The following is a 14,158-nucleotide window of genomic DNA, read 5'->3' as shown; positions in this document are numbered from 1 at the left end:
GAAGTGAAAACTTTCTCGCTCAGCGCCGACGATCGGAACGGACTTTTCCAGTCGATGAAGTTCGAGCATCAGGAGCGGCTCGCGCGCAAACAGCAGAAGCTCCAGACACTCAACGCGCGGCTCGGCACGTGGTATCAGTCGATGGAATCGCGCCGACCCGCACTGGCAAATGCCGCGCCCGCCGAAGTCGCCGCTTTCAACGAAGAGGCCGCGGCCTACACCGCGTTCCGCGCCGTGCCGATCCGCGAAGCCGCGGATCTCGCGAAGCTCCAAGCGAAGCGATACGACGCGTGGGGAGCGATCAGCGATGACGAATATCGCGAGTACCAAGAGCGGATGGAACTCGCGGAGAGAAAGAAGAAAGGCGGGAAGGCGGCGGGGGAAGACGACGATGCGGGGTGAGCGGAGCGACTGGTCCAGCGGTCATTCCGAGCAGAGAGGAGCGAAGTCGAAATGACCGCGTCGATTTTCCCGTAACCTCGCGCCGCGCGCCATCGTCTGTGACTGCGAACCTCAACATCCCATGCCATACACCGGAATCGTCCTCGCCCTCGTCGCAGTTCACCTTGCCTTGTTCCTCATCCTGCTCGGCCACTGGGTCGCCGCGGCGGGAATGTGGCCGAAGGCCGCGCGCGCATTTGCCGATGTCTATGAACAGCGTCCGGTGCGCGCGCTGCTCGTCGGCGTTTTCACCTACGGGCCTCTCATCGTGCTGCTGCTCACCAGCGGCAATGTTCCCAATCCGCTCTACAAAATCGTCGCCCTCATCGGCGGATTCGGCGCGATCCTTTTTGGCTTCATCGGAACGTCGGGACTCGCGCTGCGCATCGGGCGCAATCTAAGTCCCAGCGCGGACATCTGGCAGCAGGCGCTGCGCGGCGGCGTGATGCTGGCGCTCGTGTTCATCACGCCGTTTCTCGGCTGGCTTTTCCTCCTGCACGTCGGCCTCGCGAGCGGCTTCGGTGCGTTCCTTCTCGCGCGTCCGTGGAAATCGAAATCGGCGGAACCGTTCGCAGTTCCAGCGACCGCGGCTCCCGTGGAAATGCCCGTCGCCGCGACTGCATCGCTTTCATGAAAAAGACCTCGCGCCGCGAATTCATCGTCGCCGGGACCGGCGCGATTGCGATGAGCGCGGCCATTTTCAAAAGCACGCAGGGATGGCTGGGAAATGCGGGACAGTATTTGGGTCACGGATTGAAGCGCCCGCTCGATGGTCCGTTCACTCCGTCCGCTTCCGAGGAAATCGATCCGGTCGCGCACGCGCTGAATCGCTTCACGCTCGGTGCCGGTCCCGGCGATTACGCGCGGGTTTCCGCGATGGGTGTGGATGCGTTTTTGGAGGAACCATGATGACGTCCTTTTCTAATAACTACTGGACCATCAAGCATAACATCGCAAGGAGATAAACCAAGTTGTTCAATAGCAGTTGCATAAACAAATGGTTTAAATGTTGAACCAACTTGTCGCGCACCTTGACCAACGTGATCATATTGAAAAAATTTATAATTTATTCCTCCAACCCAAGCTTTTACTTGCCCAGTTTGTGGCTCCATTGACATTAAACCAGATTGTAGAAAATGTTTGTAATAACGAATAGAATCTAATGGTGTTATTACTGTGTCTTTTTCTCCTTTCCAAGTAAAAATTGTCATTTTTGTTTTTTTACTAAAAGAGGCAATAACTTCTTCATCAGATTTATTATCTGCTTTTAAAATACGCCATCTTTCTGAATTTTTCATTGCTTGTTTAATGATTTTATCAGTTTCTGCCGAAGTAATGTTTACAAAAGGAGCATTTTTATTATTTCTTTGTTGTATCCAGAATTCTTCTTGAAGATTTTTTACGTGAGCCAAAACAGCAGCTTCTGCATGTTCTTGAATTTTAGAATCTATAGTTGTATAAATTTTCAATCCGTCTCCATAAATATCATATTCATCTCCATTTGGTTTTTTGTTTTCTTTTACCCAATTTTTCATATAGTCACGAAGATATTCTCTAAAATATGTTGCAGTTCCATCAAGATGACTTTCTGGATGAAAGTCTAATTTTATTGGGTTTTTTGATAAAATTTCTTTGGCACTTTCTTCTAGATGATTGTTTCTTACAAGTTGTCCTAAAACAATATTTCTTCTTTTTATTGCTTTTTCTGGACGACGAACAGGATTGAAAAGAGAAGGATTTGTTAACATTCCAACTATTAATGCACTTTCTTCTACTTTTAAATCTCGAGGTTCTTTTCCGAAGTAAACCTTTGAAGCTGAGCGAATTCCTACTGCTCCATTTACAAAATCAACTTGGTTTAAGTATAAAGCAATTATTTCTTCTTTGGTGTACTGTCTTTCTAGTCTAACTGCGATTATCCATTCTTTTGCTTTTTGAATTATTCTAAAAGGAAGAAATTTTGAACCTTCGCCATGAAATAACAATTTGGCTAATTGTTGAGTAATGGTACTTGCGCCACCATCTTTTCCTAATTTTACTGCTGCACCAAAAGTTCTTCTAGCATCAATTCCAGAGTGCTCATAAAATCGTTCGTCTTCTGTAGAAATCAATGCGTCTACTAGCGATTTTGGTAAATCTTTATATTTGATAGCTGTTCTGTTTTCATTATAGAATTTTCCTAGAGTTACTCCATCAGATGATATTACTTCGGTTGCTAAGTTAGATTCTGGATTTTCTAATTCTTCAAATGATGGCATAGCGCCAAATAATCCCCAAGAAGCAAATAAAAAAAACAGGAAAACACATCCAATGGTATAAAAAAACAGTCTCCAAAATTTTCTAGAGTAATATTTAATGTCTTTAATAGTTGTATTATTTTTAGTTTGAGCCATAATTTTTTAATCTATTGATTCTATTCTAAATCCTATTTCTGTTATTCCTTTTAAATCATTTACACCAGCAACTTTGCCAGTTTGTCTAACGGCTTGTTGAATTTTTATTTTATAATCTCCTTTAAGGTTGAATGTTGCTTTTTCTTTATAAAACAATTTACTTTCCTTAACATCAGAAAAACCTTCTCCCATCAAAGTACCATCTGGGTTTGCCATTTCATATTCTAAAGTGTCAACAATTACTTTCTTGTTTGGTTGTTCTAAGGAAATAATTAAAAATAAATTGCTAAAAGGATAATCATTGTTATCTCTAACATTTACAAATAGATTGTACTTTTTTGTACTTTCTAGTTGAGGCAATTTAAACTTTATGATACTATCTTTGTGCCAAGAATTTCCAACAGATTTATATTGGTCAAAAACACGTTTATTATCACAAGAAACAACTAAAATTAGTAATAGAAAAAACAGTAAACTATTTATTATCTTCATTCTTTTTAATAATTATAGGTCTTTTATTTTGTGGTTTTTGTTCCTGATTTGGGTTTACTACTTGATTTGGGTTTTGAATTTTGTTTTTATTCTTATTTTTGTTTTTGGTTTTACTCTTTTTTGGTTGGTCAAATCGAGTTAAACTTTCTTGTCCCATTGCGTTATTAAAGTTGGCTTCTTGCTCTACTACTAGTTCAATTGCAAAATCTTCTAATGATGAAACTCTAATTTTTTGTTTATTTTGAGCAACAATTTCTCTTACATGTTCTATTTTTAAAACGTGCCAATTTGCAAAATTATCTGTATAAGCAAACCACATTAATCCTTAAAAATATCTTGTTTTTGACATATTGCATCGCCTTTTTCGGTATGAATTTTAGTGTCAAAATCTGGAAAATCTTTTAATGCATCTAGATAAGTATCTAATTCATAATTTAAACAACATTTCAACTTTCCGCATTGTCCAGCTAATTTTTGAGGATTTAATGACAGTTGTTGGTAACGTGCAGCAGAAGTATTTACACTTCTAAAATCGGTTAGCCAAGTAGAACAACACAATTCGCGACCACAAGAACCAATTCCTCCAAGTCGAGCTGCTTCTTGACGGAAACCAACTTGTTTCATCTCTATTCTTGCTTTAAATGTTTGTGCAAATTCTTTTATTAATTGTCTAAAATCTACTCTGTCTTCGGCTGTGTAATAAAAAATCGCTTTTGATCCATCGCCTTGAAATTCAATATCAGAAATTTTCATTTGTAACTTTAAAGCAATAGCAATTTCACGAGCTTTTACTTTCATTGGCTCTTCTTTATCACGAGCATCACTCCAAATATCGATATCTCTTTGAGATGCTTTTCTATAAATTTTTGCTACGTCTGAGCTTGTGTGATCAACACCTTTTTTCTTCATTTGTACTTTTACCAGTTCACCAGTAAGAGTTACGATACCAACATCATGACCTGGAGAAGCTTCAGTAGCGACTATATCTCCAATACTTAATGTAAGTTTTTCAGTATTTCTATAAAACTCTTTTCTTCCATTTTTGAATCTTATTTCAATGCAATCAAAAGGAGTTTGTCCGTTTGGTAAATTCATATTTCCCAACCAATCGAAAACAGTTAATTTATTGCAGCTATCGGTGCCGCAAGTTCCATTATTTTTGCAACCTTTTGGCGCACCGCCATCTGAGGTTGAACAACTTGTACAAGCCATAATTATATATGTAATGTTGCAAAATGCAACTTTAGTTCATAAAACGATTAATTGGTAAAGATAGTATTTTTACAAAATAAATTCCAATAAAAAAATCCCAAATTCAATTAGCAGTTTATGGCTTTGAATTTGGAATTTTAAATAGTGTATTTTTAAAATAATTAGTCTAAAATCTTATACAATTTATCAGACAATCTAATTCTAAATGGCAAACTCATAGTAACTTTATTTCCAACTATAGCACTTTGAGAATCCTTTCCGTTTATTAACATTTTTTCTAGAATAAATTCTTGATTTCCAGTTGTTGGACCCGAAATTAGAATTTTATCGCCAATTTTTAATTCGCCATTTTCTATTAGAAATAATGCAACTTGAGGTTTAGGATAATAATGTTCTCCTTTACCGATAAGCACTTTTTTAATTTTTATCTTTTGACGAATGTCTTTAGGTTTAGCTGCAATTGCTAATGATATATCAGATAAGTCTCCAGAATTTTTATATAAAAGCTTGTCTGATTTTCCTTTTCTAAAAATCATATTCCCATTCTTGATTCCTTTGCGCAATTTGACTTGTTCTACCAAAGACATATTAATTACATCGCGACATTCAACAGAACAACAGTTTTCCATAACTTGCTTACAATCATCACATTGAATGAATAATAAATGACAACCTTCATTTTCGCAATTCGTGTGATTGTCGCAAGGTTTTCCACATTGATGGCATTGCGAAACAATATCTTCTGTAATTCTTTCGCCAAGACGATGGTCAAAAACAAAGTTCTTACCAATGAATTTACTTTCTAAACCTTCGGCTTTTATTTGTCGAGTATATTCTATAATTCCACCTTCAAGTTGATACACATTTTTGAACCCTTTATTTTTGAAATAGGCAGATGCTTTTTCACATCGAATTCCGCCAGTGCAATACATTAGCAGGTTTTTATCTTCTTTATGTTCTTGAAGTTGTTCTTCAATAATGGGTAAACTTTCTCTAAAAGTTTCAACATCTGGAGTAATTGCATTTACAAAATGACCAATTTCGCTTTCGTAATGATTTCTCATATCTACAACAATCGTATTTGGATTGTCTAGTAAATCGTTAAAATCTTTAGCTTTCAGATGAATTCCAATATTAGTTACATCCAACGAATCATCATTTAATCCATCGGCAACAATTTTATCTCGAACTTTTACAGTAAGTTTTAAAAACGAATGATCATCGTGTTCTACAGCAACATTCAGCCGAATTCCTTTCATAAAATCATAGATTTCAATCGAATCTTTAAAAGCATAAAAATGATCTGCCGGAAGCGACAACTGTGCGTTTATTCCTTCTGCGGCAACATAAATTCTGCCAAGAACTTCAAGATTGTTCCAAGCCAGAAATAAATTATCACGAAATTCTTTGGGATTTTCAATTTTAGAATACGCGTAGAAAGACAACGTAAGTCGTTGTTTTCCAGAACTATCAATTAATTCTGCTCTTTCTTCTGCGCTTAAGGTGTTGTACAGTTGCATGCTATAAACTATTTGGCGGCGCACTTTAGTGCGTTGTTACAGAAATATTTTGAACTCTAAATGGAAGAATTCTTGAGCAAAGATAACTTTTTATATAAAAAAATAAACCATTAAGATATTAAGTTTCATTAAGTATTTACTCTTAATTCTCTTAACTTTCTTAATGTTTTAAAAATCAAATTAATATTTTTATGACTTAGTTATAGATGATTTCTTGAGGATATTAAAAAAATAAACCATTAAGATATTTAGTTTCATTAAGTATTACTCTTAATTCTCTTAACTTTCGTAATGGTTTAAATAAATTTTTTAAATTTCCTTAATGTCTTAGCGACTTTGTGGCAATTTTAACAGAATTCTGCGTAAGCATCTTTCAAGTTCTCAGCAATCATTTCTGCTGGTCTTCCTTCAATATGATGACGTTCTAACATGTGAACCAATTCGCCATTTTTAAACAATGCCATGCTTGGTGACGATGGTGGAAAAGGAAACATATGTTGACGCGCAGCATCAACCGCATCTTTATCAACACCTGCAAAAACTGTAACTAAATGATCAGGTTTTTTAGCTCCATCCAAACTCATTTTTGCTCCTGGACGAGCATTTCTTGCAGCACAACCACAAACCGAATTTACAACTACAAGCGTTGTTCCTTCTGCTTTTATAGCGTTTTCTACCGCTTCTGAACTATATAAATTTTGAAAACCAGCGTCAGATAATTCTGCTCTCATTGGTTTTACCATTTCTTCTGGATACATTTTTTTAATTTTAGATATTAGATATACGATATTAGATTTAAAAATCTATTGCAAAGATAGTGAGAAATCTAAAAGTAACTTTTAAAGAAGTCATAAAGATTTGTTATGTTTACATTTTTAAAATATATAATAATGGATTTTTTAGAACATTTTGACAAGTTTTACATTAAAATTGGATTCCTAGTTGTATTTTTTATAGGTTACCTAATTATTACAAAAAAGAATAATTTGAAATTAACGTTACAATACATGTTGTATTCGTACGGAATAGCAATCTTGTTGTTGATGCTTTCAATACCTCATATTTTTTCAGGATTTCCTTATGATGTTTCAGACCTAGAAAACAAAAAAAAATTACTTTATCACTTGCAAAAAAATAACGAAGCGCTTATAAAAACCATAGAAGCTTTTCGTGATTTAGTTTTTATAACGTTTATGTATCTAATTGCCGTTATTTCTAAAATTATCAAATATTTTAAATTACAAAATTCTTCTAAATAATGCTTTAACAAACAATCTTTTCGGGCATTTCCAAATCACTTGTAAATCTTCCCAAAACGATGTTTCTTCATCGAGAAATTTAAATATTAAAGTTGGATTTCCTTTTTGGAATAATGATGAAAATACTTTAGAACCTAAATCATTTCTTCTGGATAAAACATCTAAAAATAACAAATCATAAAACCAAAATTTATCTACTTTATGAAATTTTCTAAAGTCTGTCGCACTGAGCGCTCTCGAAGTGTTTTGAGATAAATAGCGAACTAATTGCTTTGCTTTTTTGGTAGTGTTTTTAAATGTAAATCCGGTACTTGCCTTTGTCCAACCACCAGCAGAACCAATATTTATTATATTTTGAGTATTGTGTTTCCAAAATTTAAAACTTGTCATTGGGATATTTCCTTGCTCTTTTTCGACGATTTCATAGTCTGAAATCCCTAATTTTTTAATATAATCTTGAATTTCATTTTCATATTCTTCTTTGGATAATAAATCTTCAGAAAATAACGTATATTCTATCAAAGCTTCAGTTGAAGAAGTTGGAAGAACATACATAAATCGAGTGTTTCCTCTTTGTTCGACAGAAAAATCCATAAACGAAGCAATGTTTTTATCAAAAACTTCTTCTTTAGATTTTATAAACCAACCAATAAAATGTTGAGATAAAAGTGGATATTTCGTTTGATTTTTTACAATTTCTGGATTGTATATAGAATTGAAAATTTTGTTACAAGTGTAATTTTCTGTTTCTGTTTTTACAATGCAATGATTTCCTAATTCCTCAAAACTGGTAACTTTTTGATTAACAAAATGAATGTTATCTTGTTTAGAAATTAAATCAAAAACCATATTATAAAAATCTAAACCACGAATCATATTGTAATTATAAGGATTCAAATCTAAATTTCGTTTAAAATTTTCATCGGCAAAAAGAGCTACGTTCCATTTTTTAGAAATTATTTTATCAAATTTTGATGGTTTGTTATCCCAAAAACACCAAGTTCTATCGTTAGATTTTTTAGGATTTTCATCCAATAATAAAATAGTTTTGTCAGTAAATTTTCCAGACAAAATCATTTCATAAACGGTCATTAATGCCGATAATCCTGAACCTGTGAAAATGTAATGGTAATGTTGCATATTAAATTCTAAATGAAAAACCTACTGCTAAATAATGATCTGGTGCATTTTTAGTAATGCCAATTCCCGAAGACAAATCTAACATAAAATTATTGTTTATCAAATAGGTAATTCCTGCATCAAAATTGTGATTGGCTTTTGATTTTTGAGGTGCGAAACCGAATAATTCTATATAAGATCCCAATTTATTTGTAATAGAATACCCAGTTGTTAAGGTGTATATAAATGTTGGTTCAGCAGAAAACCCATCCCATTCTGCACCCAAATTATAACTCAAACTCATTTTTTTTGACAAAGTATGTTGCATTACAAATCGAAATTCTGGTGCATAAAATTCGGTTTTATATTTTGTTGAAGCTGCGCTTGGTAAACTAATATGTGCAATGAAAGAAGTTTTGGGTACAATTCCTTTTTCTTCGGCTATTTTCACTTTGAAACCTATATAAATTGGCGATAAACCTTCTTGTTTTTCATCATAATTTTTTTCTGATAAAAATTCCGTAATTAATCTCAATTCAAAATTTTCGTTTACGCCATATTTCCATAAAACAGTTGGTAATGTATTGTTTTTACTAAATTTATTATTTTTCTGAAATGTAAATCCGGTTTCTACTTGAAACATTCCTTTTGGAACAATTGCTGGCGTTTCTGTTTGATCTGGTCTGTCGGCTTGAATGGGTTCTGTAGTTTGAGCAACAATAATTGGAGAGATTAATATCAGAAATACAAAGATAATATTTTTCATAATTATTAATTTTTAGACAAAGCTAAAAAAATATTTACTTGTATCGAATTTATTTTTTATATTTGTTTCTTGAAAAAGAAAATTGCTATGAGTAAATCATTAGAAGAAGTAAACGAATCTGTTGCTACGCAAGGTAAAACCACTGTTTTCAGAAAAATATTAGCGTTTTTTGGTCCAGCTTATTTAATTTCGGTTGGATATATGGATCCTGGGAATTGGGCAACCGACTTGGCTGGTGGAAGTCAGTTTGGGTATTCCTTACTTTGGGTTTTACTTATGAGTAATATTATGGCGTTGCTTTTACAGAGTTTGAGCGCACGATTAGGAATAGTTACGCAACGCGATTTGGCGCAAGCATCAAGAGAAACCTATTCTAAATTCATCAATTATATTCTTTATTTTCTTGCCGAAATTGCTATTGCTGCTTGCGATCTTGCCGAAGTTCTAGGAATGGCAATTGGATTGAATTTACTCTTCGGAATTCCGTTACTTCAAGGTGTTGTTATCACTGTTTTAGATACTTTTTTGTTGTTGTTTTTAATAAATAAAGGCATTCGAAAAATGGAAGCATTTATTATTGCATTAGTTGCCATCATTGGATTTTCGTTCATTTTTGAAATGGTTTTTGCACAGCCAGAAGTGGGAAGCATTTTGAAAGGTTTAATTCCAAGTTTACCAAGCGAAGAAGCACTTTATATTGCCATCGGAATTATTGGTGCAACAGTAATGCCACATAATTTATACTTACACTCGTCATTAGTTCAAACTCGAAAATTTGATAGAAGCAAAGCCGGAATTAAGCAAGCGCTGAAATATAATTTTATAGATTCTACCATCGCATTAAACTTGGCTTTTTTTGTAAATGCGGCGATATTAATTTTGGCGGCAGCCACATTTTATAAAAACGGATTGTTTGAAGTTGCTGAAATTCAAGATGCACACCGACTTTTAGAACCGATGCTAGGAACACAATGGGCGCCAATTTTATTTGCAGTAGCGTTGATTGCTGCTGGACAAAGTTCTACAATTACTGGAACTTTGGCGGGACAAATTATTATGGAAGGTTATTTGAATTTGCGAATTCAACCTTGGGTTAGACGTATCATAACTCGACTCATTGCAATCGTTCCGGCAGTAATTATTATCTCAATATTTGGCGAAAGCGTAACTGGTAAAATGCTAATTTTAAGTCAAGTAATTTTGAGCTTACAACTTGGTTTTGCAATAATTCCGTTAATTCATTTTGTTTCAGATAAATCTAAAATGAAAGGATTTCACATATCTAAAATCACACAAATTGCTTCTTGGACTGTGGCATTAATTATTGTATCGCTAAACGCAAAATTGGTTTTCAACGAAATTAAAGGTTGGTTAGAAACTTCTAGCAATCCAATAATTCTTTGGTTTACTGTTGTTCCGTTGGCATTTGGATTTTTAATTTTATTGCTTTATATCGTTTTTAAACCATTTATTACCAAGGCAAAACATAATATCGATAAACATTCGCCACACAATTTGCAACTTAAATTTTCTCAAATTGGAATTTCTACCAAAAAGAACATTGCAGTTTCGGTAGATTTTTCATCTGCAGATGAAATTGCAATTAATAGTGCATTTGAACTTGGTGGAATGGAAGCAAAATACACTTTAATTCATGTTGTAGAAACGGTTGGCGCAATGATTTATGGAAAAAACGTTAATGATTACGAAACCACAATTGACGAAAAATTATTGAAAGACTATCAAGAAATGCTTATTCAAAAAGGATATAAAGTAGAAACAAAATTAGGATTTGGGAAACCAAATGCCACAATTGCTAAAATAATAAACGAAGGAAATTTTGATATTCTTGTAATGGGAACTCACGGTCACACTGGTTTTAAAGATATATTATTTGGAACAACTGTCGATAAATTGCGTCATAAAATATCAATTCCGTTGTTTATTGTAAAGAATTAAATTACTACCACAAACCTCAAAATTTTATAAAACCTTTGAGGTTTAACTAAAAAATATCAAATGACATTTTCAGAAGAAAATTATTTAAAAACTATTTACCATCTTACACAAGTTTTAGTCAACGAAGTGAGCACCAATGCAATTGCCGAAAAAATGGAAACCAAAGCATCGTCTGTAACCGATATGTTGAAGAAATTGGCAGAAAAAGATTTAATAAATTATAAAAAATATCAAGGTGTTTCACTCACCGAGAAAGGAAAATTATCTGCCAAAATGATTGTTAGAAAACATCGATTATGGGAGGTTTTCTTGGTAGAAAAATTAGATTTTTCTTGGGATGAAGTTCACGATGTTGCAGAACAATTAGAACACATAAAATCTGAAAAATTAATCAATAAATTGGACGATTTTTTGGGTAATCCTACCGAAGATCCACACGGCGATTCAATTCCAGACGCAAACGGAAGAATTATCAAAATTGAAAAACAATTGCTTTGTGATTTATCAGCCAGTCAAATAGGAATTTGCGTTGGAGTAAAAGATACTTCGTCAGAATTTTTGAAATATCTTGACAAACAAGGAATTTCTTTAGGAACCAATATCGAAATTATATCTAAAGAAGATTTTGATTTGTCACTAAAAATTAAAATTAACACTCAAGAAATGACTATTTCTAATAAAATTGCAAGTAATTTATTTGTAAAAATTGAGTAACTTTACCATTATGAAAAAGCTATTTTTATTATTATTTCTTTCAGTAAGTTTATTTTCGTTCTCTCAATCGCAAGTTAATATTACATCCAAAAAGTGCATTTCAAAAAAAGGATTTCATCTCAAATTGAAAAGCATTTTAAACGATTCACGTTGTCCAGAAAATGTAGTTTGCGCTTGGGCAGGAGAAGTTTCAGTTGTTGTTGAAGTTTATAATGACAAGAAATTTGTAGAAGAAAAAAAAATTGTTTTTAACAATCAAAACTTAGATAAAAACACGATGTGGTTTGAAAATTATTATCCTAAAAAGATAAAAACAATTAGCGTTTTGCCATATCCAAAAGTTGGTGTTGATGTAGATTTTAAAAAGAAGTTTATTCAAATTTTATTTGAAGATTAATGACAACCACAATCGTCGCCACAATCTTTCTTAGGTTTTTTTTTGCCAAAAAACTTTTGATATAAGAAAGCAATTGCAATTATTAAAACTATGTAAACTAATATTTCTTGAATGTTCATAGTTGTGTTTTAAAAATATATTCCGCCACCAAGAGCAATAAAATTATATGTTGGTGTTGCAATCTTTAAATGTTCTAATCCTAAAGAGAAAAAGTAGTTTTTTTTGTGAAACTTACTTTGAAATTCTAATGTATTAACTGGCAAGTTATTAATCTGAGACCATTTAGATGCTGCAGAAAAACTAAGGTTATTGTTCATAAAATATTCAGCGTTTAATCCGTAAGCCAATCCCACTTTTTTAACTTCATTTCCAACATAAGTTGCGCCAAGATTCCAACCAAAGTTAAACTTTTCAAATCTAATTCTATCATAATTTAAGTTAAATTGAAACAAAGACAAACGCGAATTTGTATTGTCAATTTTATTAATTTCAAATAATTGGTGAAAATCGCTTTGAAAATATAAATATTGAAAAGGTCTAATTTTAGCTTTAAGATGATTTCCAAACAACGAATTACTGTTGTAAACAAAACTATTTTCTATGTCTAATCTTGCTTTGTTTTTAGAAACAGAATCCATTTGAGCATTTTCAAAATTTCCAGATTTTCCATTATAATATGGATATTTCGTCAAGTTATAATTCAAATGATTTTCGTTTTTATAATCCCCAATAAAGCCATATTTAAAAATCCCCCAAGTAATATTTACAAAAATATCTGCAAAAACATTAGAATTATTAGAACGATTATTGTTAGAATTACTAGAGCTTGAAGTGGTAGTTGTTGTTTTCGAACCTGAATTAGTATTGAGTTCTTTTTTAGATTTATTAATTTTACTTTGAGAAAAAACAACAGAATTTTGCAGAAGAAAAACTATTAAAAATAAGTATAAAAATTTGATCATAGCAATTGGTTTTGAAAAACTCATCAAAAATAGAGCCAATTTATTTTAAAACTTGAAAAGCCGTTAAAGCAATTAAATAGGCAAATCCACTCATAAAAACCAATTGAATTATTGGCCATTTCCAAGAATTAGTTTCTTTTTTTACAATGGCAAGCGTGCTTACACATTGCATTGCAAAAGCGTAAAATAATAGTAAAGAAACGCCTGTTGCAAAGTTAAAAATCTTGCTTCCATCAGGTTTAATTTCGGCAGCCATTTTGTTTTTTATGGTCGATTCGTCATCATTATTTCCAACACTGTAAATGGTTGCCAAAGTTCCCACAAAAACTTCTCTTGCTGCAAATGAAGTAATTACGGCAATACCAATTTTCCAATCGTAACCTAATGGTTTTAAAACAGGTTCTATTGTTTTTCCGATAATTCCTATGTAAGATTTTTCTAATTTGAAAGCACTAATTTGATTTTCAACATTTGAAGGATTCAATACTTTATTTTCAGAATAAATTCGCTCGGTTACTATTTCTTTGGCATTATCAAATTCCTTACTTGGTCCATGAGAACCTAAAAACCAAAGAATAACGGATATCGCCAAAATGATTTTTCCTGCACCAAAAACAAACGATTTAGTTTTTTCCAACACATTAATTCCAACATTTTTAAAAAGCGGAATTTTATAACTTGGCATTTCTACAACAAAGTACGATTTGGTATTAAATTTTAAAATTTTATTTAAAATAATTGCCGAAACAATTGCCATAAAAAACCCTAAAAGATACAAAACCATCAAGGTAAATCCTTGTAAAGAAAAGAATCCGAGGACTTTTTTATCTGGAATTATTAACGAAATTAAAATGGCGTAAACTGGTAATCTTGCAGAGCAAGTTGTAAATGGCGTAACCAAAATTGTTATTAATCGTTCTTTCC

The 14,158-nt window shown here is 33.2% G+C and carries 16 protein-coding genes and 1 pseudogene; 7 read left to right on the top strand and 10 right to left on the bottom strand.

Annotated features, from left to right (window positions below; translation table 11 throughout):
• The 3 genes from ACH2BO_RS04620 to ACH2BO_RS04610 all read left to right on the top strand — a co-directional run.
• On the top strand, positions 1-402 hold a 402-nt coding region (locus ACH2BO_RS04620; protein ID WP_395043578.1), incomplete at its 5' end, for a hypothetical protein.
• A 121-nt stretch (positions 403-523) separates the two neighbouring features.
• Positions 524-1,075: a hypothetical protein gene (locus ACH2BO_RS04615; RefSeq protein WP_395043577.1), complete on the top strand. Its 552-nt coding sequence runs from the start codon at positions 524-526 to the stop codon at positions 1,073-1,075.
• Positions 1,072-1,350, top strand: a complete 279-nt coding sequence (locus ACH2BO_RS04610; protein ID WP_395043576.1) for a hypothetical protein — start codon at positions 1,072-1,074, stop codon at positions 1,348-1,350. Before ACH2BO_RS04615 ends, ACH2BO_RS04610 begins: the two co-directional genes overlap by 4 nt.
• Here the strand turns inward: ACH2BO_RS04610 and ACH2BO_RS04605 are convergent.
• From ACH2BO_RS04605 to ACH2BO_RS04585, 5 genes and pseudogenes are all read right to left on the bottom strand, one after another.
• On the bottom strand, positions 1,299-2,834 hold the full coding sequence (locus ACH2BO_RS04605) for a transglycosylase domain-containing protein (RefSeq protein WP_395043575.1): 1,536 nt from the start codon (positions 2,832-2,834) through the stop codon (positions 1,299-1,301). The genes ACH2BO_RS04610 and ACH2BO_RS04605 overlap by 52 nt on opposite strands.
• Positions 2,835-2,840: 6 nt before the next feature.
• Positions 2,841-3,326 carry a gliding motility lipoprotein GldH gene (locus ACH2BO_RS04600; RefSeq protein WP_395043574.1) on the bottom strand — a complete coding sequence of 162 codons (486 nt, stop codon included), beginning with the start codon at positions 3,324-3,326 and terminating at the stop codon, positions 2,841-2,843.
• Positions 3,310-4,538, bottom strand: a pseudogene (locus ACH2BO_RS04595) (stage 0 sporulation family protein). Before ACH2BO_RS04595 ends, ACH2BO_RS04600 begins: the two are co-directional and overlap by 17 nt.
• A 161-nt stretch (positions 4,539-4,699) precedes the next feature.
• Positions 4,700-6,058 carry a rhodanese-related sulfurtransferase gene (locus tag ACH2BO_RS04590; RefSeq protein WP_395043573.1) on the bottom strand — a complete coding sequence of 453 codons (1,359 nt, stop codon included), beginning with the start codon at positions 6,056-6,058 and terminating at the stop codon, positions 4,700-4,702.
• A 347-nt stretch (positions 6,059-6,405) separates the two neighbouring features.
• Complete coding sequence (locus tag ACH2BO_RS04585; RefSeq protein ID WP_395043572.1) at positions 6,406-6,816, bottom strand: BrxA/BrxB family bacilliredoxin; 411 nt, start codon at positions 6,814-6,816, stop codon at positions 6,406-6,408.
• Between the two features lie 132 nt (positions 6,817-6,948).
• Here ACH2BO_RS04585 and ACH2BO_RS04580 point away from each other — a divergent pair, with 132 nt between their 5' ends.
• Positions 6,949-7,317 (top strand): hypothetical protein, encoded by a 369-nt coding sequence (locus tag ACH2BO_RS04580; protein WP_395043571.1) that lies wholly within the window; start codon positions 6,949-6,951, stop codon positions 7,315-7,317.
• Here ACH2BO_RS04580 and ACH2BO_RS04575 read toward each other — a convergent pair.
• Both ACH2BO_RS04575 and ACH2BO_RS04570 read right to left on the bottom strand, forming a co-directional pair.
• Entirely contained in the window at positions 7,297-8,457 is a 1,161-nt protein-coding gene (locus ACH2BO_RS04575; protein WP_395043570.1) for a lycopene cyclase family protein, read from the bottom strand. The two genes, ACH2BO_RS04580 and ACH2BO_RS04575, sit on opposite strands and share 21 nt — an antisense overlap.
• Position 8,458: 1 nt before the next feature.
• Positions 8,459-9,202, bottom strand: a complete 744-nt coding sequence (locus tag ACH2BO_RS04570) for a transporter (protein WP_395043569.1) — start codon at positions 9,200-9,202, stop codon at positions 8,459-8,461.
• An 87-nt stretch (positions 9,203-9,289) separates the two neighbouring features.
• Here ACH2BO_RS04570 and ACH2BO_RS04565 point away from each other — a divergent pair, with 87 nt between their 5' ends.
• The 3 genes from ACH2BO_RS04565 to ACH2BO_RS04555 are packed head-to-tail and all read left to right on the top strand — an operon-like array spanning position 9,290 to position 12,272.
• Positions 9,290-11,161: an Nramp family divalent metal transporter gene (locus ACH2BO_RS04565; RefSeq protein ID WP_395043568.1), complete on the top strand. Its 1,872-nt coding sequence runs from the start codon at positions 9,290-9,292 to the stop codon at positions 11,159-11,161.
• A 60-nt stretch (positions 11,162-11,221) separates the two neighbouring features.
• Positions 11,222-11,875: a metal-dependent transcriptional regulator gene (locus tag ACH2BO_RS04560; RefSeq protein WP_395043567.1), complete on the top strand. Its 654-nt coding sequence runs from the start codon at positions 11,222-11,224 to the stop codon at positions 11,873-11,875.
• Between the two features lie 10 nt (positions 11,876-11,885).
• Complete coding sequence (locus ACH2BO_RS04555) at positions 11,886-12,272, top strand: hypothetical protein (RefSeq protein WP_395043566.1); 387 nt, start codon at positions 11,886-11,888, stop codon at positions 12,270-12,272.
• Here ACH2BO_RS04555 and ACH2BO_RS04550 read toward each other — a convergent pair.
• The 3 genes from ACH2BO_RS04550 to ACH2BO_RS04540 all read right to left on the bottom strand — a co-directional run.
• Positions 12,269-12,391, bottom strand: coding sequence for a FeoB-associated Cys-rich membrane protein (locus ACH2BO_RS04550; RefSeq protein ID WP_395043565.1), 123 nt, complete (start codon positions 12,389-12,391; stop codon positions 12,269-12,271). The genes ACH2BO_RS04555 and ACH2BO_RS04550 overlap by 4 nt on opposite strands.
• A gap of 9 nt (positions 12,392-12,400) precedes the next feature.
• Positions 12,401-13,234 (bottom strand): hypothetical protein, encoded by an 834-nt coding sequence (locus ACH2BO_RS04545; RefSeq protein ID WP_395043564.1) that lies wholly within the window; start codon positions 13,232-13,234, stop codon positions 12,401-12,403.
• A gap of 40 nt (positions 13,235-13,274) precedes the next feature.
• On the bottom strand, positions 13,275-14,158 hold an 884-nt coding region (locus tag ACH2BO_RS04540), incomplete at its 5' end, for a nucleoside recognition domain-containing protein (RefSeq protein ID WP_395043563.1).

The sequence above is a fragment of the Flavobacterium sp. genome (assembly GCF_043773265.1).
Classification (GTDB): domain Bacteria; phylum Bacteroidota; class Bacteroidia; order Flavobacteriales; family Flavobacteriaceae; genus Flavobacterium.
Note: the sequence above shows the minus strand (reverse complement) of the source record. Positions and strands in the feature narration are given on the sequence as shown.